The organism is Vicinamibacteria bacterium (assembly GCA_035570235.1).
Lineage (GTDB): Bacteria > Acidobacteriota > Vicinamibacteria > Fen-336 > Fen-336 > DATMML01.
Genome location: DATMML010000137.1, coordinates 113,803 through 140,192, shown reverse-complemented (window position 1 = coordinate 140,192; position 26,390 = coordinate 113,803). Strand labels below are relative to the sequence as shown.

21 protein-coding genes are annotated in these 26,390 nt (G+C 65.8%); 7 read left to right on the top strand and 14 right to left on the bottom strand.

The features are described 5' to 3' along the window. The first annotated feature begins 17 nt into the window (after positions 1–17). The 3 genes from VN461_24120 (at position 18) to VN461_24110 (ending at position 4,246) form a co-directional block, all read left to right on the top strand. The gene (locus VN461_24120) at positions 18–677 is read left to right on the top strand and encodes a hypothetical protein (GenBank protein HXB57870.1); all 660 of its coding nucleotides are present in this window, start codon (positions 18–20) and stop codon (positions 675–677) included. Further along, positions 674–2,035, top strand: a complete 1,362-nt coding sequence (locus tag VN461_24115; GenBank protein ID HXB57869.1) for an O-antigen ligase family protein — start codon at positions 674–676, stop codon at positions 2,033–2,035. Before VN461_24120 ends, VN461_24115 begins: the two co-directional genes overlap by 4 nt. Before the next feature lie 156 nt (positions 2,036–2,191). Beyond that, the gene (locus VN461_24110; GenBank protein ID HXB57868.1) at positions 2,192–4,246 is read left to right on the top strand and encodes an FHA domain-containing protein; all 2,055 of its coding nucleotides are present in this window, start codon (positions 2,192–2,194) and stop codon (positions 4,244–4,246) included. A 39-nt stretch (positions 4,247–4,285) separates the two neighbouring features. On the opposite strand, the gene VN461_24105 is transcribed toward VN461_24110, so the two are convergent. The 7 genes from VN461_24105 to VN461_24075 all read right to left on the bottom strand — a co-directional run bounded on the left by VN461_24105 (position 4,286) and on the right by VN461_24075 (position 13,707). Continuing rightward, positions 4,286–5,320, bottom strand: coding sequence for a carboxypeptidase-like regulatory domain-containing protein (locus VN461_24105; protein ID HXB57867.1), 1,035 nt, complete (start codon positions 5,318–5,320; stop codon positions 4,286–4,288). 78 nt (positions 5,321–5,398) lie between these two features. After that, positions 5,399–7,615: a polysaccharide biosynthesis tyrosine autokinase gene (locus VN461_24100; GenBank protein HXB57866.1), complete on the bottom strand. Its 2,217-nt coding sequence runs from the start codon at positions 7,613–7,615 to the stop codon at positions 5,399–5,401. A gap of 72 nt (positions 7,616–7,687) precedes the next feature. Next, on the bottom strand, positions 7,688–8,566 hold the full coding sequence (locus VN461_24095) for a polysaccharide biosynthesis/export family protein (protein ID HXB57865.1): 879 nt from the start codon (positions 8,564–8,566) through the stop codon (positions 7,688–7,690). A gap of 37 nt (positions 8,567–8,603) precedes the next feature. Then, the gene (locus VN461_24090; protein ID HXB57864.1) at positions 8,604–9,878 is read right to left on the bottom strand and encodes a hypothetical protein; all 1,275 of its coding nucleotides are present in this window, start codon (positions 9,876–9,878) and stop codon (positions 8,604–8,606) included. Positions 9,879–9,901: 23 nt separating this feature from the next. Next, positions 9,902–11,584, bottom strand: a complete 1,683-nt coding sequence (locus VN461_24085) for a sulfatase (protein HXB57863.1) — start codon at positions 11,582–11,584, stop codon at positions 9,902–9,904. Between the two features lie 169 nt (positions 11,585–11,753). Continuing rightward, the gene (locus tag VN461_24080; protein HXB57862.1) at positions 11,754–12,491 is read right to left on the bottom strand and encodes a methyltransferase domain-containing protein; all 738 of its coding nucleotides are present in this window, start codon (positions 12,489–12,491) and stop codon (positions 11,754–11,756) included. A 130-nt stretch (positions 12,492–12,621) separates the two neighbouring features. Then, complete coding sequence (locus VN461_24075) at positions 12,622–13,707, bottom strand: acyltransferase (protein ID HXB57861.1); 1,086 nt, start codon at positions 13,705–13,707, stop codon at positions 12,622–12,624. Positions 13,708–14,516: 809 nt separating this feature from the next. Between VN461_24075 and VN461_24070 the strand changes: the two genes are divergently transcribed. From VN461_24070 to VN461_24060, 3 genes are all read left to right on the top strand, one after another. Continuing rightward, positions 14,517–15,362 (top strand): FkbM family methyltransferase, encoded by an 846-nt coding sequence (locus tag VN461_24070; GenBank protein HXB57860.1) that lies wholly within the window; start codon positions 14,517–14,519, stop codon positions 15,360–15,362. 76 nt (positions 15,363–15,438) lie between these two features. After that, positions 15,439–16,269 carry an ABC transporter permease gene (locus tag VN461_24065; protein ID HXB57859.1) on the top strand — a complete coding sequence of 277 codons (831 nt, stop codon included), beginning with the start codon at positions 15,439–15,441 and terminating at the stop codon, positions 16,267–16,269. A gap of 85 nt (positions 16,270–16,354) precedes the next feature. Further along, positions 16,355–17,551: an ABC transporter ATP-binding protein gene (locus VN461_24060; GenBank protein HXB57858.1), complete on the top strand. Its 1,197-nt coding sequence runs from the start codon at positions 16,355–16,357 to the stop codon at positions 17,549–17,551. A 7-nt stretch (positions 17,552–17,558) separates the two neighbouring features. Here VN461_24060 and VN461_24055 read toward each other — a convergent pair whose 3' ends face one another. Next, the gene (locus tag VN461_24055) at positions 17,559–18,761 is read right to left on the bottom strand and encodes a hypothetical protein (protein HXB57857.1); all 1,203 of its coding nucleotides are present in this window, start codon (positions 18,759–18,761) and stop codon (positions 17,559–17,561) included. Next, positions 18,758–18,949, bottom strand: a complete 192-nt coding sequence (locus VN461_24050; protein ID HXB57856.1) for a hypothetical protein — start codon at positions 18,947–18,949, stop codon at positions 18,758–18,760. Before VN461_24050 ends, VN461_24055 begins: the two co-directional genes overlap by 4 nt. A gap of 330 nt (positions 18,950–19,279) precedes the next feature. On the opposite strand from VN461_24050, the gene VN461_24045 reads away from it, so the two are divergent. Beyond that, a complete protein-coding gene (locus VN461_24045; GenBank protein ID HXB57855.1) occupies positions 19,280–19,699 on the top strand; it encodes a hypothetical protein in 420 nt (139 codons plus the stop codon). A gap of 62 nt (positions 19,700–19,761) precedes the next feature. Here VN461_24045 and VN461_24040 read toward each other — a convergent pair whose 3' ends face one another. The 5 genes from VN461_24040 to VN461_24020 all read right to left on the bottom strand — a co-directional run bounded on the left by VN461_24040 (position 19,762) and on the right by VN461_24020 (position 26,380). Further along, the gene (locus VN461_24040; GenBank protein HXB57854.1) at positions 19,762–20,718 is read right to left on the bottom strand and encodes a class I SAM-dependent methyltransferase; all 957 of its coding nucleotides are present in this window, start codon (positions 20,716–20,718) and stop codon (positions 19,762–19,764) included. Then, entirely contained in the window at positions 20,715–21,926 is a 1,212-nt protein-coding gene (locus tag VN461_24035) for a glycosyltransferase family 4 protein (GenBank protein ID HXB57853.1), read from the bottom strand. The genes VN461_24040 and VN461_24035 overlap by 4 nt, the downstream gene beginning before the upstream one ends. An 11-nt stretch (positions 21,927–21,937) precedes the next feature. Further along, positions 21,938–23,677 carry a methyltransferase domain-containing protein gene (locus VN461_24030; protein ID HXB57852.1) on the bottom strand — a complete coding sequence of 580 codons (1,740 nt, stop codon included), beginning with the start codon at positions 23,675–23,677 and terminating at the stop codon, positions 21,938–21,940. 628 nt (positions 23,678–24,305) lie between these two features. After that, positions 24,306–25,274: a glycosyltransferase family 2 protein gene (locus VN461_24025; GenBank protein HXB57851.1), complete on the bottom strand. Its 969-nt coding sequence runs from the start codon at positions 25,272–25,274 to the stop codon at positions 24,306–24,308. Further along, positions 25,271–26,380, bottom strand: coding sequence for a hypothetical protein (locus VN461_24020; GenBank protein ID HXB57850.1), 1,110 nt, complete (start codon positions 26,378–26,380; stop codon positions 25,271–25,273). The genes VN461_24025 and VN461_24020 overlap by 4 nt, the downstream gene beginning before the upstream one ends. Positions 26,381–26,390: the final 10 nt, after the last annotated feature.

Below are 26,390 nucleotides of genomic sequence, written 5' to 3'. Positions count from 1 at the left end.
CTACGCTCATCCCTCGCATGAAGGCCGCCCCGCGCGTGCCCCTCCTGGCCCTCGGGCTCCTCGCCGGCGCCTGCACCGATCGGGCCTGCGGCGGCCTGGGGGGCATGCCGCCCGCCCCCCTGCCCATGGTCAAACAGGGCAACCGCGAGTTCTACCTCCTCGACCGCGGCCGCTACAAGGCCTTCTACGACACCATGGGACGCTTGGACCGCATCGAGTACGACAGCAACGGGGATGGTCGCGGAGACTACATCGTGCACTACGACGCCTCCGGCCAAGTCGGGCTGGTGGAGGTGGACGAGGACTTTGACGGCTGGATCGACCGCTGGGAGTACTACGACGCCAAGGGCGTCCTCGAGAAAGTGGGCCGGTCGCGGCGCGGGCGTCAGAGACCCGATATTTGGACCTTCCCCGGGCCCCAGGGCCGGCCGTCGCGTATCGAGTACGACGAGGACGGCGACGGCAAGGTGGACCGCGTCGAGATCCTGCGCGACGGCCAGGTGGTGCGGGTGGAGATCGACTCCGACCGTGACGGGCGGATCGACCGCTGGCAGACCTGGGAGGGCGGCCGTCTCCGGAGCGAGGAGCTGGACACAAGCGGCGCCGGCCGTCCGGACCGACGCATCGTCTACGACGCCCGCGGGAGCGTCTTGAGGATCGAGCGCCTGCCCCCATGAGCGGGCTCATCCCCGACCGGGCGGGTGATGGTCTGCGCGTCCTCCTCCTCGCCCTCCTGACGGCCGCGCCTCTCGCCTTCGGCTCCGTACACGAGCCGGCGTTCATCCCCCTCCTCGGTCTGGCCGGCGCGGGCGGCCTCTTCTCCTGGGCCCGCGGGCACTGGGCCCGCTCGCTCGGCGCCGATGTACCCCCCGTGCCCGCCCGGCGCCTGCTCCTGGCCCTTCATCTCCTGGTCCTGGTCCAGCTCGTTCCTCTTCCTCCCCTCCTCCTGCGGCTCGTGAGCCCGGGCTCTTTCTCCTTCTACAGCGACACTCTCCTTATGCCACCCCTGACTGCCTGGCGGCCGGTGTCGGTGAGCCCGCCCGACACCTGGCGGGGGCTCGCCTTCCTGGTGGCCTTCAGCCTGTTCTTCGGCGCCGTCTTCCGGGAGTTCGGAGAGGAGCGCTGGCGCCGCCGCCTGGCGGGGGTGGTGGTGGCCACCGGAGTTCTGCTGACCCTGGTGGCCCTCCTCCAGGCCGCCGCGGGCACCACCACGATCTACGGCCTCTGGAAACCCACCCACGACTACGCGGTCTTCGGCCCCTACGTCAACCGGAACCACTTCGCGGGCTACCTGGTGATGGCGATACCCCTCGCCCTTGCCTTCACGGTCGAGGCCTTCCAGAGGCTGGGGAGGGCGTGGCGGCGGAGGCGGGTGGGTTGGCTGGCCCTGGGCGGCCCGGAGGGGAACGCTGCCATTCGCCAGGCCACGGTCGCGATGTTCGTGGTGGTGGGCCTCCTGGCCTCGCAGTCGCGGGGCGGGGTCGTGGCCTTTGCCGTCTCCATCGTCGCCCTGCCCCTCGCGTTCCGGCACCGCCGCCAGGCCGTGGTCGTGATTGCCGCCATCGCGATCCTGGGCCTGGCCTGGATCGGACTCTCTGGAGTGGTCGAGGGCTTCGAGAAGCGCGGTCTCGAGGCGAGCCGGCTCATCCTCTGGAGGGACATGGCGCAGATGATCCCGCGCTTCCCCTTTTTTGGAGTGGGCTTCAACGCCTTCGGAACCGCTTATCTCCGCTACCAGACAATCTGGCGGATGCTCTTCATCGGCGAGGCCCACAATGACTACCTCCAGGTCCTTCTCGACCTTGGCCTGGTGGGGAGCGCGCTCGTGGCCAGCCTCCTCGTCACCCTCTTTCGGGCCGCCGCGCGCGCGGCCTCCCACACGCCGCTCGACGCCGGGATCCTGGGTGCGCTCATCGCCCTCGGGTTTCACGCCCTCGTGGACTTCAATTGGCAGATCCCCGCCAACGCCCTCACTTACGTTGCCCTGTCGGCTCTGGCGCTGCGTCAAACGGCACGGACCTCGCCAAGTTCATGACCGCTAAAGGCCGAGTGACCTCGGATTCTAACGGGCGAAGAGGAACGCCGGATCCCACCGGCAGCGGCCTCGCTTGACCCTCATCGGCGGCAACCCTAGAATCTAGAGACCTTTCGAACAGAGAATCGTCTCCCGTGAGGGAGCGGGGATAACGAGATGGCGGACCATAAGCGACCGTCCCTCACCGTCCTTGGTGGTCCGCTGGCCGGCACGCGGTTCGTCCTCGACGAGGGAGCCCAGAGCATTTCGGTGGGCTCCGATCCGTCATCGGACTTCCGGCTGGTTCTCCCCGGTGTGAGCCCCCTCCACGCCCGCCTGGTCATCGATGCGACGGGCGTTACCATCCACGATGTGGGCAGCGTGCGCGGGGTCCACGTGAACGACAGCCGCGTCAGCGAGCCCGTACCCCTGCGCAACGGCGACATCGTCTGGCTGGGCACCCCCGGCGAGGCCGACGTGGTGATGCTCCAATGCATCCTGCCCCGTGCGCCCGCGCAGCCGCCGGCCCCCCCCCCAATCCCCCTGCCCCCCCCGGAGCACTCGGCCGAGAGCGAGACCCTGGCCCTGGGGCCGGAGGCGCTGGCCGCCCCCGAGGCTCTGGTCGCCCCGGAGACGCATGGGGAGTCGCCGTTCCTCGAGGTCGGGCCAGAGGTAGAGGCTTCGTCACACGCCGAAAGCGCGGAGCCCGCCGCGTCGCCGACGGAGCCCGAATTTCTAGCGGAGGAGTCGGCCGGGGCTACCTCCCCCGAGGAACCAGCGCGATTCGAGCCGGACTCGATCCCCGAGCCGGCCGCGTACCCGGCTACGTTCTTTGAGGACGAGACGGCGGAGACCCTGGTCGAGGCTCCGCCGGCGGCGGCCCCGGAGGAAAACGAGCCCACCCTCCTCATGGAGGCCACGGAAGTCACGCCCGAGGTGGAGCCGACCGTCGAGTTGAACGGGGCGCCTCTGGAGCCAACGATGGCCCTCAACCCCGCGCACGAGGCACTGGGCGAGGCCACCCTCCCCGCGATCCCACGACCCGCCCCCCCGCCCCATGTGGAAGTTGAGGCCCCAGCACGGGCTCCGCGCCCGCCGAGCGCCCCCCATGCCCCCCGTCCGAGCGCGCCACCGGCCTCCAGCACCCCGACACCCCGAGTGAGTCCGACGGCAAAGCCCATCGCCCTCAAGAAGGAGGCTCCCCCGAGCCCGCGCCCGCGGCCTCACCCGGCGGGGTCTCCGGCCGCGCCCGCGGTCCCCGCCCGCGGCAAGGCTTCCTCGCGGACCGGCCTTTACGCCGCTCTCGGCCTTGGCGTCGTCGCCGTCGTGGGCGGCGGGCTCTTCGTGGCCCGGCGCTTCTTACCGGTGCCGGGCCAATCCCCCGGAGTCGTCCAAACACCCTCTCCGGCCTCACAGATCCCGAATCCGACCCTGCCTCCGCTTCCGCCCCCGCCCACCACGGTGGCGGTCGAGCCCACCCCTCGTCCCACCGTCGAAGAAGCGATCACGATCGTCAAGCCGACGCCGCCGCCCACCCTCGCGACGCCCGCCCCTCCCACCCCCTCGGCCTCCCCCAAGAAGGCGGGGCCGACGCCCGGTCCTGCCGCCACTGCCACAGGGCCCTCCGCGGACGCGCTCCGCGCCCAGCAGACCGCGGCCCAGGTGGCCAGCCTCCAGGCGCAGGCGGACAGCGCGCTCGCCTCCCGCCAGTACGACGCCGCCATCGGCGCCCTGGACGACGTCTTGAGGCTCGACCCGGGCAACGCCAAGGCCGCGGGCGATCGGACGAATGCGATCGCCCTCCGCGACGCCGCCCGGAAAAAGTTCGTCCCCGGCCGGACGGTGGTCAAGACGGAGAAGGCCCAGGACGGGCTGGCCGGCTTCGACGGGGCGGCCGTCCAGAAGGCCCCCGACTTCCTGGGCCGGATCGAGTTCGAGATGAACCCGGCCTCGGGCATTCGCCCCAACGACAACTACAGCCTGAAGTTCTACCTCGTGAACGATGGGAAGAAGGCGATCCGGGTTGGGGCCATCAGCGTCACCACCGCCGTGAACGGCACGGGGTCAGGAGCGCCGTTCGCCTCCAAGGTGCGGGATGTGGAACCGCAGCAGCGGGCCCTGCTCGGGGAGGTCTCCGCATCCTGGAAGGACGGCACGACCTCCTGGTCGACCGAGGTCCTCGTCACCGCCAACAAGGGCGACAGCCTGAAGAACCAAATCACCTGGCGCTGAGCGTCCGCTCGGCGGGCCAGAGCGGTTGGCCCTCTCCTCCTAACGGAACGTAGTGATCGGCGTCGGCGTGGCTATCGGGGTAGGGATGGCCACCGGGATCGCGGTGGGGCTGGGAGTTGCCGGGGGGGGCGTGGACTGGGGGTTGGTCACGACCGCGGTCGTGATCCCCGCCGCCGCGGCCCCGCCGAGGATGAGCAGGACGGTGCCGAGGGCGATGGCCGCCCCGCCCGCCGCGAAGCCGAGGGGTGCGATGGAGGCCCCGGTGGCGGCCGAGAAGACGGTGACCTCGCCTGGAGGCCCGAAGGCGGCGATCTTGCGGTCGCCGCAGTCCTCTTTCTTCTCGACCACTATCGCCTCGATCTCGGGGGTCTGGCTCTCCTCGAACTCGGTGGTCGTGGCCTGGAGGTAGTAGGTGAGCGGGCTCGCCTCTATCTTGGGCCGGGGGAGCTTGCCGAAGAAGCGTCCTGCCTCCTGGGTCATCTCCACGTAGTAGAAGTTCGCTCCCTGGGCCGCCTTGAAGTAGGTCCGGGCCCGCGCGACGCTCGACAGGGGCTCGATCCCAGCGTCGAGGAGGGGGAACTCCCCCGCCACGAAGCAGGTCACGGGCTCGAAGTTGATTGCGGCACCGGCGCCGGTGGTGGGGGCGGTCGTGGTCGGAGGCTGCTGCTGCGCCGCCGGGATGTTCGGCGTCGTCGTGGTCGCCGTGGGCTTCTGGGGGGGCTCCTGCAGCATCGCCGTCGTCTGGGCGAAGAGCTCGATCTCGGCGGAAGCTACGCGCCCCGGCACGACCGCGACCCGCACCGGCGCCCGGCCCACGACCAGGCCCGCCTGGCTCTCCGTCGTCACCGCGTACTGCCCGGCCGCGGCGCTGGTCTCGAAGGCCCCATTGGAGCCCGTCGTGGCCCGCACTACGTTGCCGGATTGGAGGTCGATGAAGGCCACCGCCACCCCGCTCAGGGGTCGCCCATCCAGGGTCACCACCCCCTGGATCGTCCCCAGCACAGGGGCCGATCCGAGGCTCACCGGGGGTGCGCTCAGGAGGCCCGCGAGAACTACGGCGGCGGCTTTGCGCATGTCGGTCCTCAGAGAGAGACCCTTATACCATAGCACTTTTCGGGTTCCCATTTCAAGCGGTGCTTGAGGGCTATGGACTCACGACCGCCGGACGGGTCGGGGTCCGGGCCGGGGCTCGTCGCCCGCCGCCCGCATCTGCCGGGAGGAGCCCTCCGCGTAGTAGGCCCGGTAGTACTCTCCGTAGTACTGCCCGTAGTAGTAGGAGTTACGCTCGAGGTTGACCTTGTTGAGGACGACCCCGGTGATCTTCCCTCCGACGTTGAGGATTTGGTCTACGGCCCGCTGAAGGGTGGGCCGGCCACTCACCTCCGCCCCCACCACGAGGATGACGCCTTCCACCAGGGGGCAGAGAACAGGGGTGTCGGCCATGGCCAGGATGGGGGGGGTGTCAATGAGCACCCAGTCGTAATGGCTCTTCAGGGCTTCCACGACGTGCTTCATCGCAGGCGAGCCCAGAAGCTCCGCCGGGTTCGGAGGCACGTAGCCGCAGGGCAAGACCTGCAAGCCCTTGAAGCGTGTGGCCTGGATGGCCTGGGAGGCTTGGCACTTCCCCACGATCAGATCGGTGAGGCCCGGCGTCTTGGCGATTCCGAAATGCTGGTGCATGGTGGGTCGCCGGAGGTCGGCGTCGACGGCCAATACCCTGGCTCCGTTGAGGGCGAGGGACGAAGCCAGGTTCGCGACCGTCGTTGTCTTCCCCTCGCCGGGGTTGGCGCTGCTCACGACGAGCGCCCGGCCCGTGGTTTCCGCGGAAGAGAAGATCAGGTTCGTGCGGAGGACGCGGTAGGACTCCGCCACCGCGGACTGGGGGTTCTTCAAGATGAGGGGCGAGGCCCGGGGGGTGCCCGCGGCCGTCGGCCGGGCTCCCACGTCTGGCACCATTCCCAAGAAAGGCAGGCCCAGGTGCTCCTTCACGTCCTCCGGCGTCTTGAGCGTGTTGTCGAGGTGCTCGAAAAGGACGGTGAGGCCGATGCCGAGGGCGAGGCCGATGAGGACCGCGAGCTCATAATTCCGCATCCGCTGGGGGGAGATGGGCGCCCGCGGTACCTCCGCCTTCTCCACCACCCGGATGTTGGTGGTCTTGAGCTCGGTCTCGAGGCCCGTCTGCTTATTCCGGTTGAGCAGCTCCTTGTAGAGCTGCTGGTTGCTCTCCACCTCGCGCTTCAAGACCCCGAACTCGATCGCCTTTCGGTTGACCTCGAGAGCCTCGCGCTTCACGACTTCGAGGCTGGCCTGGAGGTTGGCCTCCTGCTGGCCAGCCGTCCGGTAGTCCGTCTCCGCGGCCCGCACGACGTTGTGCATCTCGTTGCGGAGCTTCTCCTCGGTAGCCCGGATCTGGTTCCGCACTTTGATCATGTCCGGGTGCTTGTCCCCGAGCGTCTCCGAGAGACGGGCCTGGTCCTTCTGCAGGTCGGCGAGCTGCGTCTTCAGGTTCTGGACCACGGGGCTGCCCAGCACCAGGGGAAAAGTCTCGAGGGAGGACCCCAGGTTCCTCATTTGGTTGTAGACGGTCTCTTTGGTGATGCGTTCCGTGCGGGCGTTCAACATGGCCGCGTTCAAGGCGGATAGTTTCTGTTCGACGAGGCTCTGCTTCTCCTCGAGATTGACGAGGCCCTCTTTCTCGCGGTACTGCTGGAGGGCCTTCTCCGCGAGATCCGCCTTCAGTTGCTGTTCCTTGAGGCGGTCTCCGAGCCAGCCCGTGGCTTCGGTAGAGGTGGTGAACCGAAACTCCAGGGATTGCTCGATATAGAGCTGGGCCAGGGCGTTGACGGCCTGGGCGGCGAGGTCCGGGTCGTACGCGGTGAAGCGCAGGTTGACCAAGCGACTGCCCGGGACCGGCTCGACCGTGACCCGGGACCGGAAGGCCGCTACCGCGGGCGAGAGCAGCATGCCGTCGCTGTCCAGGGTCGCGGCGGGCAGTTTTCCCAGGAAGCGTCGTTGGAAGCGCTCCCAGGGCGTCATCAAGGGACCGGTTTGGAACTCGGCACCCTTCTGCATGCCCAGTCGTTCCACTACTTTCTGGGCCAGCATGCGGCCGCGCAGGAGTTGGTACTGCGTCTGGTAGTAGTCCGCGCCCGCTTGCACGACGTCGACCAATTCCTTGTTGGGGAGGACGTTGGGCGTGTCGCGGTCGATGAGAACTTGGGCCGTAGCTTGGTAAACGGGGCGCGTGGTGTAGTTATAGAGGACGGCGACGACCAAGCTTAGGGCCAGGCAGGTGATCAAGATCCCTCGACGCTTGTGGATCATCGCCAGGTAGCGGCGAGCGTCCTGGAGGACCACCTGTTCGTTCATGGCACCTCGCTAAGCAGAGGGATAACTCTCTCTAGTATACCTCAAATGCTTGCCGCCGTAGGGCTTCGACGGCTAGAAGAAGCGCTCGGGCACCACGATCGTGTCTTCGGGCTGCACGAGGTCGCTCAACTGCAGCTTGACCTCCTGCTTCTTACCCGCCACGGTGCGGATGACTTTGACCCGCTTCGCCGAACCCCGCTCCGTAACGCCCCCCGCCACGGTCAGGGCCTGGAGAAGCGTCGTTCCCTCTTGGAATCGATAGGGTCCGGGGTGGACGACGCTGCCCGTGATGTAGACCTGCGCCGCCCGCGGTATGTACACGTTGTCGCCCGCCTGGAGCAGAATGTTGCGTTCCGGGTTTCCTGATTGAAGCTCCTGCAGGCTGATGTGGAAGACGTCAGCACCCGGAACCTCCAGGGCTGAACCCGCGACGGGAGGGGTGAGGGCATCCGGAGAGCCCGAGCTCTCACCTCCCGGCGGAGCGGGGGGGAGCGGGATGACGGGCCCCGCGGCACCGGGCGGAGGACGCATCACGACGACTTCGTGGCCGGCGTTGGGGGTCAAGGGGCCGATGTCCCCGAGGAGAGCCAGCAGAGACCGGTCGGCCTTGAGAGCGTATGGCCCCGGCCGCTGAACCTCTCCCGTGACGAACACCTTCTGGCTGCGGTATTCGTGCACCGTGACCGTGACCTGCGGGCGCCTGATGTACCCGTCGGCGAGGAGCGTCGTAAGCTTTCGCTCCAATTCCCGGGTCGACATCTGGGACGCCTTCACCTTGCCCAGGACGGGGAAGGTCAGCAATCCCTCTGTGTCCACGGCGAAGTTGCCGGTCATCTCGGCCTGGCCCAGCACCGTCACTTGAAGCACATCCCCGGCGCCGATCTCGTACTCGTCGGCGAACACGGCCCAGGTGCACACGACGGCGAGGGCAAGCCCGAACAAATGACGCATCAACTCATTTTGCCCAGCGCCGCTGCGGCCGTCAAACTCACCAGGGCAGCCGTCGCCCCGGGTTGTACTGGACGGTGCCACCCACGAGCAGCCCCGAGATGCCGAAGTACGAGATTGTGGAGTGCCGATCGATGTAGCTGGCGGCCACCCCCATGCGTAACTGCGGCCGGAAGAAGTATCCGAGATCCACCCCGGCCTCCCGGGCCCGGTCATCGCGCACGGCCACTACAGGTGCCTGCCCCGGGATCACCACGATGATGGCTCCGTCGGTGACCAAGTGTGTCTCCCGGGCATAGAGCTTCAAATCCACGCGGTCTCCGAGGAACTTCTCGATCCGGGCTCCGATCACCTCCATCGTCACCGTGGGAGTGGGCCCTTCCGGCGCGAAGGCGGAGAAGACCAGGTCGCGGCTGTAGCTGCCGCTGATCTTGGTTCGCTTCGAAACGTTCAAGGTGGCGTCAACATCGGCGTAAGGCGTCTGTTTCTCAGTGCCGGGAAGTGCCTTCGGGCGGAGCAGGCGCACCCCCCCCAGGAGCCTCCCGGAGATGAGAGCGGTCTCGTCGGTCCGGAAGCCGGCCGCGAACCGATTGGAGTCCGCATCTCGCGCGGTGTCGAACGGAAAACGGTCCCACTGCTGGTCGGCCTCGATCACGAAGGACGTCTTGACGGTGAGCCCGTAGCCTAGGCCGGCCGCCGCTCGGTACTCGTCGCGGCTGAGGGTGGCGCGAAGGTTCGTGCCCAGGAACAACTGGCCCGCGTCTACGTCGGCCTTCGACCGCAGGCCCCCGATGGTGAGGGAGATCCTCCCGAAGAGCCGGCGCTTCAGATCCAACTGCGTCATCTCCGTGGTCTGCAGAACCCGCTGATCGACCTCGAGGTTGGGACGCGTGAAGGTCCGGGCGTACGACTCCACGACGCTTCCCTCCGACCGTCCGGTCTTGAACTCCAGCCGCGCGTCGCCGCTATCGTTCCAACGGCGCTGCGACGCCGTCCGCACAAAGTAGAGGTAATCGAACGTTCCGTTGACGCGGAAGCGAGCCTCGGCTCCCAGGGGAAGCAAGAGCTCCAGCCCCGGTCCCCCGGTGGCCGTTACATCGGTCTGTCGGCCCGTCGCCGAGTAGAAGACGTTGGTGTCCAGGCCGACATTGCCGATGTGGAAATAGGGTGTGACGTAGAGGGGGCCAAAGTGGAAAAGGCCAGGTCGCTCCGCGGGGGGGGTCTCGGGATTTGGCGGCTCTTGCGACCAGGTGAGGGAGGGAGCGAGCAGGGTCAGGCCCAGCCAAGAGGCCAAGATGGCTTGAGGAATGCTCACCCTCCCAACATCTCCTCAGCCGGCTACTGTGCGTACCCGAGGGAGTTTAGCCTCTCTCGGAGTTCGGCTGGGATCGGAGCGCGCTCGCGCTCCCCGCCATTCAAAGCGAGGCCCACGGCCAGGCTCTCTGTGATTTGCGGACGCTGGCGGGCGATGTCCTTCGATTCTTGGGGATCGCCTCGCAGATCGAAGAGCGACCTGACCCCTTCCCGGTTGTCGATCACCAGCTTGAACCGCTTCGTGAGGCGGTAGACGAGGTGGGGGGGCAGCGCACCCTCGATGATGCCGTCTCCGACCGCCACCCGAAGGTCGGGGCCGGAGCAGTCCGGGCAAGGAGCGCCCGCCGCGGCCAAGAAGGTCGGACGGATAGCTTCATGCCCCTCGGGAGTGGCGATTCGCCCTGGAGACACGCCTTCGCCTACCAGCAGCAAAGGAATGGCCAAGAGCTCCGGAGCTAGGGTTCCGCCGTGAAACCACCGACCTGACTCCCCGAGGCTCTCCCCGTGGTCGGATGTCACCGCAGCGAGTGCAGATCGTCCCCGGGACGTGAGGGCCGTGACCAGGCGTCCCGCCGCTGCATCTGCGCTGTGGATGCCGGCCTCGTAGCGGGCCACCACGTCCTCCGTCTCTTCCTCGGTCATCTCCATGCCGGCGCGCGGGAACTCGATGCGGCGGCCATTGCGCCGCTTGCCGTCAATGGGAGGTCGGCGATAGGGGGTGTGCGAATCCATCAATTGCACGTAAAGAAAAAACGGACCCTTCTGTTGACGGGCCCACGCCAGTGCCCGATCGGCCAGCCGTTGGTCATCCCCGGGGTCCAGCCTTTCGATGAATTCACTGACGATTGTGCCCTGAAGAACCCGCCGCCACTCCCCTACGCTCCGCTCCACCCGGTCGAACCCGCGCATCAATGAGCTCTCTCGCCTCATGTGGGGATTGTCGGTGAAGCAGGCGGTCACGTAGCCCAGGCCGGCAAGCTGTTCGGGCAAGGTTCGGACCTGGGTTCGCTCCACCAAGCCGAGACCGAGGATCTCGGAGACGGAAGGCACGGTCCAAGAGGACGCCGCGTAGGCCGCGTCAAAAATGCGCGCGCGGGGAGCCAGGCTGTCGATTGCGGGGGAGGTAGGGCGAACGCTCCCATAGAGACCGAACCGGTCCCGTCTCGCCGAATCGAGAACAACGAGCAGCAGGTCCGGGCCATTGCCTCCCCTTACCACTGCGGGCTGCGCATGCGGCCAACGGGCCACTAGAACCGACGAACACCCCAGAAGCAGGGCGAACCCCAAAAACACCATCGGGCGACCCCACCGCTCGCGCGCTTTCTGGGCCCGGCGAGAGTGCGCCACCAAGACCGCCGCGGCCACGATTGCGGCGAGAACCACAAGATCCGCCAAGATGCTGCGCACAGAGTAGTAAGGCTCACTGGGGAGGATCTTGACATTCACGAAATAGACTAGATAGAGCGAGCCGAAGGCACCGACCGCGGAGAGGGCCCCTGTGCGGGCGGGCCCGGGGCCGAAGCGAAAACCCAAAGCCCAGCGCAGCCCGCTGGCGGTGAAACCGCCGAAGATCCCGTACGCCGCCGCGGCCTCCGGGGGTATGAGTCGCCCGCCCAGCAGCCATTCCAAAGCAGCGGACGCGAGGCCCAGCGTCGCCCCCGCCGCGTAAGCCACCCAGAGGCCTGGAAGGGTGAGGGTACCGGGCACGGTCGCATCGTAAAGTCGATCAATGGGCTTGGCAAGCCCCCCGCGCTTTCAGGGCCACGGCCGGTCTCACGACAGCCAGGACCAGGCGCTTCTCATCCCCGGCCAGGTCCGATCTCCCGGGGGCGAGAGATCCGCGGGGGAGTTGATCGCGCGATCCCGGGAGGACCGTTCACCGCTTCTGCACCACCAACGTCTGAATGATCGCATTCATGCCCATGAGGGCAAGAAGGCGTCCCCGCCGTGAGGGTGATGCCAAACCCTTCCGCCGAGCGACCGCGTACTCGCTCAGCTCCTGATAGAGCGGGGCCCAATCCATCCCCGCAAGCATTCTCACTACGCTTCTAGGCGTGAAGGTGTGCGGGTGCAGGGGGTCAAGACGGGTACGCGCCAGAGTCCAGTGGATGGCGGCGCCAACCGGGAGATAAACCTCAACCCGAAGGAAAAGTCGCCCTCCAGGTCTCAGGACCCGCGCAAACTCTGCGACGACACGGCGTGGAAGCTCGACGTGGTCAAGGGCGTTCTCGGAGATGAGGGTGTCGACCGACCCGTCCTCGAAAGGCAAGTCCTCGCCTCGGGCAGTCGTGTAAGTCACGGCCCGGTCCCGGAACGTCGCGAACTCCGGTTGCGCCCCGTAGTAATCGCCCAGGGGATCGATTGCGTGTCGATCGGGGGCTTGAATGAAGGCCACGATTCCAACCGGGCCGCTGCCAACTTCGACGACCCGGTGACCCAAGGCAGCGGCAGGCTCGCCTCCGGTTAGCGTCTCCAGGATCTGGAGGAAGCTTCGCGCGCGATCCTTGTACCAGGTGGGGTCTGCGATCTGGCCCCCGGCAATTCCCGTCGCCTCCTGCTCCCAATACTGCCTTTCGTGCAGCTGTGCCAAGAGCCAGCGCTCGAGCGAATTCAATGAAATCCCTCCCGTGATTCAAGCGGTCGCCGATGGCAACTCTCCGTCAAGATAAGCGGACGGTGCCCGGATATCGGGGCGCGGCCAGGCCCGGTCTAAGCAGGTTGCCAAGAAGGGCTCCAGGCAGTCTTCAGGCATGAGGCAGGGGCTCGTGCTTGCCAAGGTACCCAAACCGTCGTCGAAGATCGTTGATCGGCCTCTCGAACGTCGACCATGAGAGCGCGGCCAGAGCAAAGCTGAGCAGCGTGTAGAGAACAAACATCACTTCCGGGCCAAAGTGTGGCACAAGAAGCCGCCTCCCGAATGGCAACCTCCAGTCAAAGGCCGCGGCATGCGCATGCAGCCTCTCGTAGTAGTAGCCGACGAACGGATGAAATAGGTAGATACCGTAGCTGATCTTTCCGGCGTGAGTGATCGGTTTCAACTGCAGAAGTCGGCCAACCGGCCCCGTGAAGCCCCGCGCTGTCTTGCCAACCAACAGAACACCGGCCAGAGAGAGGAGGAGCGGTTCCCAAACAACCCTTGGACCCGCCCGCCCGCAGGCCGTGAGAAGTGCCAACACGCCCGTCAGACCGGCGGCCGCGTAGTGGAAGTGCCTCTCGTTCAGGGGGCGGCACACCCACATATAGGCAAGCGCGGCCCCCAGGCCGAAGCTGTCTAGGCAGCACGGAGTGAGAACGTAGACGAGCTCGTGGCCCGCTCCGAGGAAGCGGCAGAGAGGAGCGGCCGCCACGATCAAGCAGAGAAGAGCGGGTAGCAGGCGGAGGTTGACAAAGAGGAGTACCAAGGGCCAGGCCAAGTAGTACTGCTCCTCGACGGAGAGCGTCCAGAGGTGAGCACCGAACGACCAACCCTGCTGCCAGAACCGAACGTTGGCGGTATAAGTCGCAAAGTAGCCGAGGTTCTTCCACCACGACTCTGGTGTCCATGGCAGCAGAGTCAGCAAAAGGATAGTCACGTAGTAGATGGGAAGGATGCGAAGGGCCCGGCGTACGAAAAAAGCACCCAGCACTTGAAGACGTGACACCCCGGTTTGCTTGGCGGCGATGCGTTGCTCAAGGAGTATCCGGCTGATCAGGAAACCGCTGAGCACGAAGAAAAAGACAACACCTATCCGACCGTTGTTGATCGCATTCACGGTGCCGCCGTGCGGCCACCAATGCCACACGAGAACCAGGAATACGGCCACGGCCCGAAGCGCATCCAATTGCGGCATGTGCGCTATCCCCGCCCGTGCCGCCGAGGGAACAGAACTCCAGGTCGTGCCCGCCGCGTTCAAGGACTGGCCCCGTTTGTCGATCCAGGGGCAGGCTCTCTAGGGCAGCGGTACCGCGCCCACTCGTACCGGTCGACCGGGCCTCCCATGAGCGCGCGGTACCCAGCCGATGCGACAGGAAGCCGATCCTGGCCGAGGGGAGCGAGGGACACGCCCTTCAGGGTCGTCGCGAGGCCCGCGCCGCGGGCTGCGAGAGGAGGGCCATGCGCGGGGCGGTGGCCGGATGTTACGAAACGCCCTCGCCGGCGTAGTTGTTCTAGGCTCCTAGCCACCGCGGAGCATGTTGGCATGGACCTGAGGAGGAAGAAAGCCGAATCGCCGTCTCTTCCACCAACCTCTGTAGAGCCGACTGAAAACAAGGGCGGGCCGGAGTCGGAACCTCGAGGTCATGCTTCGTGGGGCACCGCCCTTTGGCAGGATTGATCACGAGAGCCGATCCTAGGCGGCGAGATCTTCAGGGCAACCCGCGATACCAATGGATTGACCCTCATGGTGACTCTAGGTAACCTGTGCCAAGCTCGAGCGCCGTTACGCGAGCACGGGGTCCGGGGAGGGCATAGGAGCCGGCAGTTCTTGAATGGGCAAACCACCGAGAGCCCATCTTGCTAAGCGCACGCCCTCGCCGCGTCCCGGGTCCAATGACTGCACCGATTTGCTCTATGGGCACCTCTCGAAACCAGTCGCCCGTGACACATCGACGCGCTTCCTCAGGTTTCTTTGCCCCCTCCCATCGTGGCGGCGGAGCTTGAGTGCTCGCGACCGCTAAGGCCCTCCTCAGAGATATTCTGCCGCCCGCCCTACTTCGCCTTCTGACCGTTCGCCGGGGAGACGTCGCACCAAAGGAAGGGAGTGAGTGCTCGGTGGCCATAACCGGTGGCGGAAGGGGAAAGCTGATCTTGAATTCGCAGGTCCCCTTTTTCCATCGACACACGCGGGCGGATCTGGGCGTCATCGAGCAGGTGTTCCAGCGAAGGGAATATTGGCTCGGGCACCTCCAGCGGGACGTTGAGATTCGGGCGTTCTACAAGTCCTGCCCCGATCCCCTGATCATCGACTGTGGGGCGAACATCGGCGCAACGTCGGCCTGGTTCGCGCTGGATTTTCCAAGGTGCCGGGTATTGGCCATCGAGCCAGAGGAAGGGAATTTCGTCCTTCTCGAGCGCAATGCGTCCTCGTTGTCCGCCGTCCTGCCCATCAAAGCCGGCGTTGCTTCCAGGCCGGGAGCGCTTGTGGTCAGTGATCCCGGGCTGGGTGAGTGGGCTTACCGGACATCACTAGCCCAGCCCACCACGGCCGGCAACACCGTGCCCGCTGTGACGGTATCGGGATTGCTGCGAGAGCATCGCGGCAATCCGTTCATACTGAAGATCGACGTGGAAGGCGCGGAGAAGGACCTCTTCTCGGAGGAGGACCCCGCTTTCGATCTGTTTCCAGTTATCGTCATAGAGTTCCACGACTGGATGTTTCCCAAGGAGGCAATGAGTCGCAACTTCCTCCGCTGGCACTCGAGTCGAAACCGCGATTTCGTTGTCATCGGTGAGAACGCCTTTTCGATCTCCAATGAGATTCGGGCTGGTGTGACAGGCAACCCCTAGGCTACCGCGCCGACTCTAGCTCCTTCGCTCACTTCGCGTTCGCCGTCAACCATCCGCGATGGCTGTAGAATGTCCCATGGCTTGGCAGGAAACGCCCATGGTCATTCGCCGGCGTGAAGGCTGGCGCATGATCAACCTCCAAGAGATCTGGCGTTATCGCGACCTCCTTCTTCTGTTAGGGTTCCGCGAACTGAAGCTCAGATACCGGCAGACCGTTCTCGGTACGGCTTGGGTGATCCTGCAGCCGCTGCTGGGTGCGGCCGCTATAGCCCTTGTTTTCGGACGTTTAGCCGGGCTCAAGGGTGGAGGTGCGCCGTATTTTCTGGTGGCTTTCACCGGACTCGTGGGTTGGTCGATCTTCAGCGTGACCCTGACCAGGGCAACCACCTGCCTAGTCAATCAGCCTCAGCTGATAACGAAAGTCTCCTTCCCGCGTCTCGTGGTTCCGCTGTCCACGGCAATAGCGCCAATCGTGGATTTTGTTGTCTCGCTCCTGGCGTTGGTGCCCCTTCTCTTTGTGAGTGGACTCCGGCCGACGCTCACGATGTTGTTCGTACCCCTGTGGCTTGTTGGTCTACTCGGCCTTTCCCTTGGGCTCGGTTTCTTTCTCTCGAGTCTTGCTGTCACCTATAGAGATGTCCAACACCTTCTGCCGTTCGCCCTTCAGATCCTGCTCTTCATGAGCCCCGTCGCATATCCGATGGAGGTGGTCCCGGAGAGGGCACGCGTCATGTATCGCTTGAATCCGCTAGCGGTCATGGTCGATGGGTTGCGTGATTCGACCCTCGGGCGTCGCACCGAAGCCGACGGATTAGTGTTCCTGGCGTTCTTCGTCAGCGCGACCCTCTTCGTCGCCGGCTGGCTGTTTTTCGCGAGAGCAGAGCGACGATTCGCAGATGTCATCTGAGCGGCCAGCGGTAGCGGTTTCGGGAGTCTCGAAGTCTTACGTCATCAGTCACAGGGCCGAGAGGGCTACGACGCTTGGCGAGGCAGTGGCCCAGTTGTTCCGGCAAAGGAGCTCTAGCAATCAAGAGACCCTCTACGCCCTGTCCGACGTGTCCTTTGAAGTGCACCGGGGAGAAGTCCTGGGCGTCATCGGTCCGAATGGGGCCGGCAAGAGCACGCTGCTCAAGCTTCTCTCCGGAATCATGGAACCGACCTCCGGCGAGGCGAGGGTATGGGGCCGGGTCGGGAGCCTTCTGGAAGTGGGTACCGGGTTTCATCCTGAGCTTACGGGAAGGGAAAACGTTTACTTGAACGGCTGCATTCTCGGGATGACGAGGGCGGAAATAGATCGACGATTTCCGGAGATCATCGCCTTCTCGGGGGTAGAGCGATTCCTCGACACCCCGGTCAAGCACTATTCCTCCGGGATGTTTGTACGGCTAGGCTTCGCCGTCGCTGCCTATATGGACCCCGAGATCCTCATCGTGGACGAGGTCTTGGCTGTCGGGGATGCTGAATTCCAAGCACGCTGCCTGGGCAAGATGAAGGAGGTCGCGGGAAAGAGCGACCGAACGGTTCTCTTCGTGAGTCACAACCTTCAGGCGGTTAGGGCGCTCTGCGACCGCGCAATCGTCCTCAGTGAAGGACGGCTGGTTGCCGAGGGCGACGTTGAACGATGCGTCGAGGCTTACCTCGGTGCACATCGGGAAGTCAGCCTTGGCGGCAGGATAGGATTCGAGCGACCCCCCAGCACGAGCTTCTGGATGACCGAGGCCAGACTGGAAATCGATGGCATCGCGTCAGACCTTTGCCCGCTGGGGGGTAGCCTCGGCCTGGTCGTGGAATTCGAGGCAACAACTCCGGTGGCGAATCCTCGCTTCGGCTTTGGTATCAACTCTTCGACTGGCGTCGAGGTGCTGCACGCGAACAACCGCTATCAGCCAACCGCCGAGCCGCTCTCGGCTCCCGCCTCCGCGGGTACCATCCATTGCGAACTTGGCCGGGTGCCCCTGGTACCGGGCCACTACACGATTTCGTTTTGGTTGAACGATTCCCTCGTCGACACCCACGTCGTGGAGCACGCGCTCGCATTTCGAGTCATCGAACGCGACATCTGGGGCCTGGGAGGCACGCCCCCGCCTCGCCCGGCTGCCCTCTGGTGGCCGACGCGCTTTTCAATACGGCCGGCATCGCGGGCCGAGGCCCGGGCGAGCTCTCAAGAACAACGAACGCGAAACGGCTGAGGCTTCATCAGACTCGCGCTCCTGACCCCAGCAGGCGACTGTAGAGCGCCCGGTATCGCGGGAGGACGACCTCCTTCAACCCGGCGTGCGCGAGGGCGGCCTCTCGACAACGGCGGGCCAAGGTTGGGTCCCCGAAGAGAAGGTCACGAAGGTTGGATGCGTACCGGCGAAGCTCTTCCGGCGATAGAGACTCGACCACGACACCCACACCCTGGGCGGCAATCAAATTGCTGTAATCACCGACTCCTGCGGTCGAGACCACGGGCAGTCCGCAAGCGAGATACTCTCCGTTTTTCACGGGGGACGCAGCGCGCTGCGAGGGCGTCGCCAACCGAAAGCTCAGACCGACATTGGCTGCAGACAGATATGCCGGCACTTCTTCTCGGGTGGCACTACGCACTCGACAAACGACGTTGCGGGTGGCGGCGGTGCGCTGGAAGGGCTCCCCCGGCCCGGTCGTCAGGACGAGCAGAGTGGTCGCCTCCCCCAGGCCTTGGTAAGCGGCCACAAAATCCATCATAGGTTCGACGAGATACCAACCTCCGACCTTTCCCGCGTATATGAAGACCGTGCCCGCCAACGAGAGTTCCCGTCGAATCTTCTCTGCTTCAACTGGGCGCGGGCGGAACAACTCGCTCTCCACGGCGCAGGGCAGGACGGTTGGTTCGGCCCGGGACCGACGCGCGACTTCTGTCGCACGCACGGATGTCAGGACCGCGTTCGCATCGGCCGCGTCGAGAAAGAGATCCTCCGCGCGGGCCACCATTTTCGCGACGGGAGAGCCCGCCTTCCAGATTCCGGCTTCCACATACTCCTTCGAGAGTGGCCCGTCGGCATCGTTGAAAAAAAGAGCGCCCGATCCGCGGGTGGCCATATAGGCGACCGCGGCAGCTACGGAACCTCGGCCATGGACGAGTCGCGGCCGCTCTTTCCGCGCCCGGATGGCGCCCCCGAGAATGTCACGGATTGTGGAGAAGGTCGGAGGCTGCGAATGGTATTGTCGCGGGAGCCATTCGATTCTCTGACCGCGGAGCTCGGCGCTCACTGCTTGCTGCTCTTCCGGCGGCATCGCCCAACGCGGGTTCTCGAAGGTCATGAGCCCCATCCGGTAGCCATCGGCGGCGAGCCCGCGGAGGATAGGCAACACCTGGCTCTGGCAAAGGGGATCTCGCAGGCTCCAGTATGCGATGTAGAGGCTGTCGAGGCTCACGGCGCCCTTCGCCAGCCGAAGGCGGCATGAAAGACCCCGAACCACGCCGCGATGTCCGCCAGCACGATGAGCACTGCGACCCTGACGAGCCGGAGGGGGGTAAGGGGCCGCGGGCCGGGCACGTTTTCACGACGCTTCCAAGCCGTGAGGATCGTGCGTCCGGCGAGGGCGGCGAGGAGCGCGGCCACACCTTCTGATAGCGGCAACGCCCAGAGCAAGAGGAGTGCGACCAAATCCATGGACAGAACCCGCAGGTGCCAGGTTCGGAAGAGCCCCGCTCGGAGGTGGTGGCGCGAGTAAAGAGATAGGCGACGGAAGGCGGCAATTGGGCCCGGAGACAAGCGCCAGCGCACGATGGCTCTGGGCGCACGGGCCACACGCGCACCCGCCGCGGCGACGGCTGTGAAGAACACGAGATCTTCCGCCGCCCGCAGGTCCTCCCGGAACCCACCGACCCGCTCCCAGACCGAACGGCGGAGCAGTGTGGAAACGATGCTGGGTGGGCGCAGAGATGTACTGTGCTGACGCGGAGCTACGAGGGTGAGAGCCTGGGCGCAGTCCCACTCGTCGTCGAGTATGGGAACGTGCTCCCCGCAAACAACCTCGAGGGTCGGATCGGTGGTAAGAGGTTCGAGAAGCGCCTCGATCCAACCCACGTCTGGTACGCACCCCGCATCGACAAGCGCAATCCACTCGTGCCGAGCGGCCCGGATCGCGGCATTGCGTCCGCGGCCGGGGAAGGCAGGTCCGATTTCCAGAGTTATCACACCGCGCGCCGCGTAGCCCCTGGCTTTTTCGGCAGTGCCGTCCTTAGAACCGCCGTCGGCAACGATGATTTCTTCCGGGGCATGGGTCTGATTGAGAAGGCTGTCGAGCAAGGCCACAATCGTCTCCGTCTCGTCTCGAGCTGGGATGGCTACCGACACGGGAAGGCGTGAAGTCCCGGCGCGCAGGGCCTCCGCTCCACCCGGCCGCGTCGTAGAGGCAAGCGTTTCCAAGGTCAGTCTTCCAAACGCCGGTGCGAGCGGCCGCGCAATGTCGTCCAGAGGAGCCGGCCAAAGCTCAGTCTCATGGTCCGCTCGGCCTCAAGGCGGCGGAACACGAGATAGATGGCTCCCGTAAAAAACTCGCCGAGCCAGGGAATGAAGCGCAACACGCGCCCCACCCGTCCCTCGCCGAGGACATAGGCATCCACCAAAGCGAGATTGCGGGAAGCCTCGAATGCTTGGAGGACGCGCTTGAGCGGCCAGCCGTTGAGATGCGTGGCAAGGTAGGTTGCCGTGACATGAGCCCGGCGCGCGCGCTCGACCGCCTCCGGACCAGGCTGCAGAGCGCAGAGCAGTCGGAGGAATACCCAGGGCGGGAGGAGGTGGATCCAAGGGAGCCAAGTGAGGCGTGACAAGTGCCCTGCGAAAGGTCCTCGCCATGGCGGAAGAAGGGCCAGCAACAGGCCGCCGGGTCTGAGGACCCGGGCCATGTCACGAATGGCTTGATCCGAAGCCGTGAAATGCTCCAGGGCATTCTCGCAAAGACAGGCGTCGAGGCTTCCGGCCGGGAACGGCAGGCAGCCGGCTTCACCGACCACCGGGACCACCCGGTCCCGCAGCTCGTCGGCGAGGTTACGCGAGGCGACTCTCTGGAGCTCGTGGTCAAGGTCCAGGCACATGAAGAGTGCGTCGCGACTCCGTGCGTAGTGCGCGGTGCGGCCGCTGGGCCCCGCGCCCACGTCGAGGATGCGCAAACGTCCCTCCCGCGGCAGGAAGCGCTGGTAGTAGTCCCAGGCGGTGCCGGCCGAAGAGGCTTCCCAGTCGAGGTAGGCATCGTCAGTAGCGATCGGTCGGGCAGCCTGGCGGGCGGAGGCGCGTAGCCACGCGGCGAAGCGCAGGAGTAGGGGGCCGGGACGGCCCATTTTGTCCGGAGGCGGAACCCTGAGCCAAGTGGAGCTGGGTTCGGTCACACTCCAGCTCCAGAGCGGGCTCTCTCCAGTCGGCGGTACGCACTCAATAGTGATTCCCGTTCGCGACCCCAGTTGTAGACGGTCCGCACCGCCCGCGCGCCTTCCCCGCCCATCACGGCTAGTCGCTCAGGCCGCTCCGACAGATCGGCGATGGCGGCGGCCACGGTCTCGCTGGTCCAGGGCTCCACGATGATGCCCGCACCCGTTTCACCCACCAGACGCGCCATCACTCCAACCGCTGAGCAGAGCACGGGCCGGCCAAGCCCCATGTACTCGAACAATTTGTTGCCAACCGTAGTGCGGGTGAGAGCGTTGTCGCGGAGCGGCAGCAAGCAGAGGTGCGATCTCTGGATGGTCGCGAGCGCCTCGTCGCGGGGGCGCCAGCCGTGGAAGTGGACAAAAGGCTCGAGCCTCAACTCGTGGACCAGGCTCACCAGCGAGGCCTTGTCGTCGCCGTCACCCACCAGAGTCAATTCGGTCGAGCCCTGGGGAAGCAGAGAAATGGCCCGGACAGTGTCGGCCAGCGCGAACATGGCATTGAAGACGCCCGAGAAGCAAAGCCTTAGTGGCCGCGTCGCCGGCGGCAGGGGCGACGCCGCGGGTAGCGTGTCGAGGTCTACGTAGTTCGACACAATCTCGAGGTCGCGCGGCGATGAGGGGAGTTCCAGGCCGGCCTCGCGGCTCACCGTGATCACGAGGTCGGCGTCCCGGACCACCCGCTTCTCCCAGTGCCTCCAGATAGCGGGGCTATTGATGGAGCTCCACAGGACCTTCCGGCGGAGGCCGGGCGGGAAATCGTCACGAAGGCCGGCCAAGAGGCCGGCCCAGTTCTCGTGACGATCGAACACGAAAGCGGCCCCGCGTCGCCGTGCGACCCGAAGCGCCGACGTCGCCACGGGAAGATCGTGAGCGTGGATCACGTCGCTCGATTGTTCCACCGCCCCCGCTTCGATGGCCCCCTCCCAACCCCGGCTCCGGCCGGTTAGGGTTCCGGTGAGGTAGTGCGCCCAGCGTGACCGGCGGTTTCGGGAGGAGCTGATTCGACACACCGCCGCCCCGTTCCAGTCATCGCGCTCCGCCTCACCGTCCATGCGCTCGCAGAGAAGGCTCACGCGGTGACCGGAGCCCACGAGGGCTCGGATTTCCCGCTCCACCCGGAGGTCGGTTCGAAAGGGCTTGTCGAGCACCATGAGGATGCGGAGGGGCATGTCGCGAAGCCTCAGGGCAGCCAAGATTCGTCGCCCCTGGCCTCCGCCAGCGCGGCCAAGAGCCAGCCGTATTCATACGGTCGGTGCTCGCGATTGATCTCCTTGCCCGGCCACAGCGCGGCCAATCGACCGAATCGATGCCAAGCCAGCCGCTGGAGGACAGCCGATGCCCAGGGATGCTGTGACCCCCACCGGCGCACAGAACGCCAGACCGTGGAGTCCCCTCCCGTTATGAGAGGCTGGCCGACCTCGTTTGGGCCCGCCACCCAGCGCGCTCCCCGTCGCACCCAGGGCGTGAAGTCGTCTCCACTGACGCGCCCGACCGCTAAGAGAACCAAGGGGGCCATGCCTAGCTGGTGGACCGAGAACACCGGGTACTTGTCGGCCACGGTTCCGCGTTCTACGTCGTAGGTCCACCACCATTGACCCTGAGGACCTTGAAGCCGACAGAAACGGTCGCAGCAGCCACGGGCGGCCTCCACAGCGTCGGCGCGTCCACGCTGCCTCCCGTAAGTGGCGAGCGCGAGGCTCGAATAGACCTGGTAGTTGAATGTCGACACCGCATCGCGGCGCGCGACCGTCGCGAAAAGGCCAGTTGCGGCCTGGCGGGCCAGGAGATGGGCGGCGATTTCGTCCGCCAACTGCCCTCGGCGCCCGCTGGGATCGCGGCCGGAGGCGAGGCCCATGAGAAGAAACGCCAGGGTCTGGGAGTCCTCCGCACCGAGCCGAGGGATGGCGGCGGCGATTCGCTCCAAGCTTGGCTCCACGCTGCCCTCGCCCGCGAGCGCCTTCCACCAAAGAAACAGACCTTCGTCATCCAAGGCGCGTGGACCGAGCGCGCTTCCGAGGTGCGAAAGAAGCGAGTCGACATCCGGGCTGGCACCTTGGTACCGCCGGTAGGCCTCGAGACCTATGAGGCAGATCAGGCGGTATCGTTCAGATGTCGAATACGACGGCGGCTCCGAATCTCGTCGTGTTTGGTGGAGGCCCTGGCGGTAAAGGAGGGAGCCGTCGCTGTGCACGAAGCGCCCAATCGCCGCGAGAGAGAGCTTCGCGTAGGACTGTAGTACGCGAGGCGCCGGTTCGTGCGAGGCGCTGACCACGATGAGGCGGCCGAACCGCCGAAGGCCAGGAAGCCGCCCCCACCCTACGGGAAAATCAAACCGGAGCGCCCTCAGCAGTCCCAGGGTCATCCGATGCTGGATTCGGAAACCCGAGCGTGCGAGCTGCCCCCCCAGCTCCGCGACGGAGCTTCTGGCGAAGCCACGTAGCTTCAACCAGTAGACGCGGTCGCCCTGGAGCGCAGCGAAGGCCTTCCGCACCCGGCCGTGGCGCAGCTCGTGCAGGAAGAGGGTGAGACGGTCGGAAAGCTCCGCCAGAGAGTGGGCGTTCCCGGTGCTGAGCACAACGTCCGCTCCGGGCCGAGTGACACGAGCCAACTCGTCCGTAAAACGTTCGGGTGTCTCGACGTGCGCGCAGACTTGGAGGGCAGTGGCGACCGAAAACACCTGAGAACGGAAGGGGAGGCGTTCGGCGTCACCGAGCACCAAGTGGACGGCGCCACCGGCGGCCTCGGCCTTTACCCGGAGCCGCCGGAGCATATGAAGCGACACGTCCATCGCGGCAACGTGGCGGTTCCGGCCGGCAAGCGCTATCGCTCCTCTTCCCGCGCCGGCTCCGACGTCGAGAGCCCAGTCTCCGGCAGTGCGGGCTTGAGCAAGAACGGCACTCAGTTCCTGATCGGATTCCATGCGGCTCTGGGGATCGGGCGGAGGCCACGGGATCTCGGCCCAGATCTCATCCTGCCGTCGACGCAGGTCCGCGCCCAGCCGCGGAAAGACCGGGGCAGGAACGGCTTCGAGATCAAGGCTTGAGAGCACCGCGCTGGTCGAGTTGGCCGAAGGCGAGGTAGAAATGCGGTCACGATCGACCTTCACGATTCTTCGAGCCAGTCGCCCGGCCCACATCTCGAGCACGTTACGCCCCGGGACTCCTTCCGCGGCAACGTCAACGATGACGTCGGCCCACGCGATCCGGCCCAGGAGGCGTCGCCGGGACAGCGGTAAATGGACGACGTCCGAAGCAATTCTCGCCCGATCGAGAGCGGTCTGGACGCGGTCCTCGATTGACGGCCCGCCGCCCAGGATTAGAAAGCGCGGGCGCCGCTTCACCGCGACGTCCAGCTCAAGCAACGCATCCGGTGTGCCAGAACGGGTCTCGCTCAGGCATGCGGGCCACTCCTCAGGGCGGGCTCGAAGAGACTCCGCATTCTACCGCTAGCAACATCCAATGAAATCGAGGCCGAGCCCCCGGGGCCGCGGGGAACGAAAGAAGCGCCCGGGAGAAGCTCGAGACAAGGCCACCGATGGCCCGGCTCGATCAGAAGGGAGGCCGCTCACGAGTCCGCCGCCCTGGCATCCACGCTCGGGCCCAACCCCAGACAAGGAGCACGCGAGCGAGCCACGGTGCGTCTTTGGACCTCCGCCTGCCGAACCTGCCCAGGAAGGCATCGCGAACCGCGGCCGCGATGGCCTCCGCCCTGGCCACGTGGCCACTCTGAAAGGCGTCGAGCACCGCCCCCGCGGCGCGTGCGCAAAGGAGCACCTTCCACACCGACCGACGTGGCCATCGAAAGTCTTCTACAAAGAGGAAGTAGTTTCTGGTCCGGTAGTAGGCAGCGTTGTGGTTGACATCGCTGCCTTCGCGCCTGTGGACCACGACCGACCGGCCGCAGGCCGCGACTCGCCAGCCGGCGGCGACGGCGTGTTGGCACCAGGCCATCTCTTCGCCGTAGCAGAAGAAGCGCTCATCGAACAGGCCCAGCTCGGCCACGGTCTGCAAGCGAACGAGCATTCCGGCCCCGTTCACATGAGGGACATAGCGAAGGTCGAAGGGCTCTAGCGGCTGCTCACCGACGAGATGGTACTCTCCGTCGAAGATCGCCCATGCCGTATCGTCCGCAAACACCATGCAACTGCCGACCGCGGCCAGGCGGTCCTCACGTAGCGCGGGCTCAAGCACCGCGCGCAGGAAGCCCGGGCGCACCCTGCAGTCGTTGTTGAGCAGGTAGGCAAAGGTGTAGCCCTCGGAGCAGGCCAGGCGGAGCGCCCGATTGTAGCCACCGGCGAATCCGTAGTTTTCGTCCCAACGCAACGACCGCAGGCCAGGAAAAAGGGTGGCCGCGGCCGCGGTGTGATCCTCGGTCGACCCATTGTCGACCAGCCAGATGTCTGTCGCGTCCGGGCTTTTCTTAAGAGACTCAAGACAGAGGAAGGTGTCCTGCCACCCGTTCCAGTTGAGGATGATGACCGGCACTCGCCCGGGGGAGGGGCTTTCCGCACCACTCATTGAGCCCGCCCCGTGGGTAAGACACCTGCTTGGACCCAGTCCTGGCCCCGGCGCATGGTCCGAGCGTGCTGAAGCGTCCGCAAGGCCTGCACATGTCCCAGGACCCCCAGCCGCTGAACCTGACGAGAAGGGCGTGGGTAGTGCGCGGTCCGTATGCATTGAAGGGCGACCCCGAGAGCCTCGAGCGCCCGCTCCTCCGTGAAAGCGGCCGCCGTTTCCTGTGCCGCGCTCAGGAGGCGCTCGCGCGCCGGTCCTCCAAGACGCGCGAGCTCAATCGCGTCGATGACGCGCGCGGCGGCCGGTCCAACGGACCGGTCTCTGGCCCAGAGACCATTCTGGGGTGTGGCGTAAGGGTGAGGGAACAGGCCGGTCCCTCGATAACCGCAGACAATGGAGCCTCGCGACATCGCCTCGATCGCGGGCAGCCCGAACCCTTCGCCATTCTGCGTGGAGAAGAAGACGGCGGTCTCGGAGAGTCGCTGTGCGACTTCACGTTCGGAGAGGCCATCGATGGGAACCCAGGGCACGTCGGGCATGCGTTTGTGGACGAGCGTCCTCACGCATTCGATATGCTCGGGGAGCTTGCGCGGCATGAAGCTGACCGCAAGTCGTTTGGACTCCTGGGGAGGCAGGGGCGCCGCGAAGGGTCCTCTGAAGACAGGGTACGGTACGTGGAAGGCACGACTCGGTGACAAGCCAAGATAGCGGTGGCCGAGAGCTACGATGTAGGGAGACACTCCGAGCATGAACTCGATCCCGCGCGCGGCGTACCCTCCTGGGGGCCGAAAGAGAAGAGCCAGGAATCCGCCTTGCGCATAGACTGCTCTTCGGCACTTCCAGGTACTGGTGGCGGCAAGATTGCGTTCAAGCCAAATCTCCGGAAGGAGAAGAACATCCTCGGGATGCAAGGACTCGTTTCCCTCGTTGGAGCGGAAGGGTGCCCCGGGGACCTCGACGTCGTACAGGTAGTTGTCATCGCTGGCCCCCGGAGCCTGCAGCAGGTAGCTCTCCTCGCCGAGCTGTCGGAGATTGCGGGCGAGGAGTCGCATCTGTTTGTGGCCGCCACCGGGTGTGCTTCGCTCCGGATAGAGGATGTAGAAGCGCAAGCGGCTAGGC

What these genes read in the sequence shown, in the direction of transcription:
- VN461_24120 (HXB57870.1), top strand. Translation starts at nt 18, where the DNA reads ATGAAGGCCGCCCCGCGCGTGCCCCTCCTGGCCCTCGGGCTCCTCGCC.
- VN461_24115 (HXB57869.1), top strand. Translation starts at nt 674, where the DNA reads ATGAGCGGGCTCATCCCCGACCGGGCGGGTGATGGTCTGCGCGTCCTC.
- VN461_24110 (HXB57868.1), top strand. Translation starts at nt 2,192, where the DNA reads ATGGCGGACCATAAGCGACCGTCCCTCACCGTCCTTGGTGGTCCGCTG.
- VN461_24105 (HXB57867.1), bottom strand. Translation starts at nt 5,320, where the DNA reads ATGCGCAAAGCCGCCGCCGTAGTTCTCGCGGGCCTCCTGAGCGCACCC.
- VN461_24100 (HXB57866.1), bottom strand. Translation starts at nt 7,615, where the DNA reads ATGAACGAACAGGTGGTCCTCCAGGACGCTCGCCGCTACCTGGCGATG.
- VN461_24095 (HXB57865.1), bottom strand. Translation starts at nt 8,566, where the DNA reads ATGCGTCATTTGTTCGGGCTTGCCCTCGCCGTCGTGTGCACCTGGGCC.
- VN461_24075 (HXB57861.1), bottom strand. Translation starts at nt 13,707, where the DNA reads ATGCCGCAATTGGATGCGCTTCGGGCCGTGGCCGTATTCCTGGTTCTC.
- VN461_24065 (HXB57859.1), top strand. Translation starts at nt 15,439, where the DNA reads ATGGCTTGGCAGGAAACGCCCATGGTCATTCGCCGGCGTGAAGGCTGG.
- VN461_24035 (HXB57853.1), bottom strand. Translation starts at nt 21,926, where the DNA reads ATGCCCCTCCGCATCCTCATGGTGCTCGACAAGCCCTTTCGAACCGAC.
- VN461_24030 (HXB57852.1), bottom strand. Translation starts at nt 23,677, where the DNA reads ATGGAATCCGATCAGGAACTGAGTGCCGTTCTTGCTCAAGCCCGCACT.
- VN461_24025 (HXB57851.1), bottom strand. Translation starts at nt 25,274, where the DNA reads ATGAGTGGTGCGGAAAGCCCCTCCCCCGGGCGAGTGCCGGTCATCATC.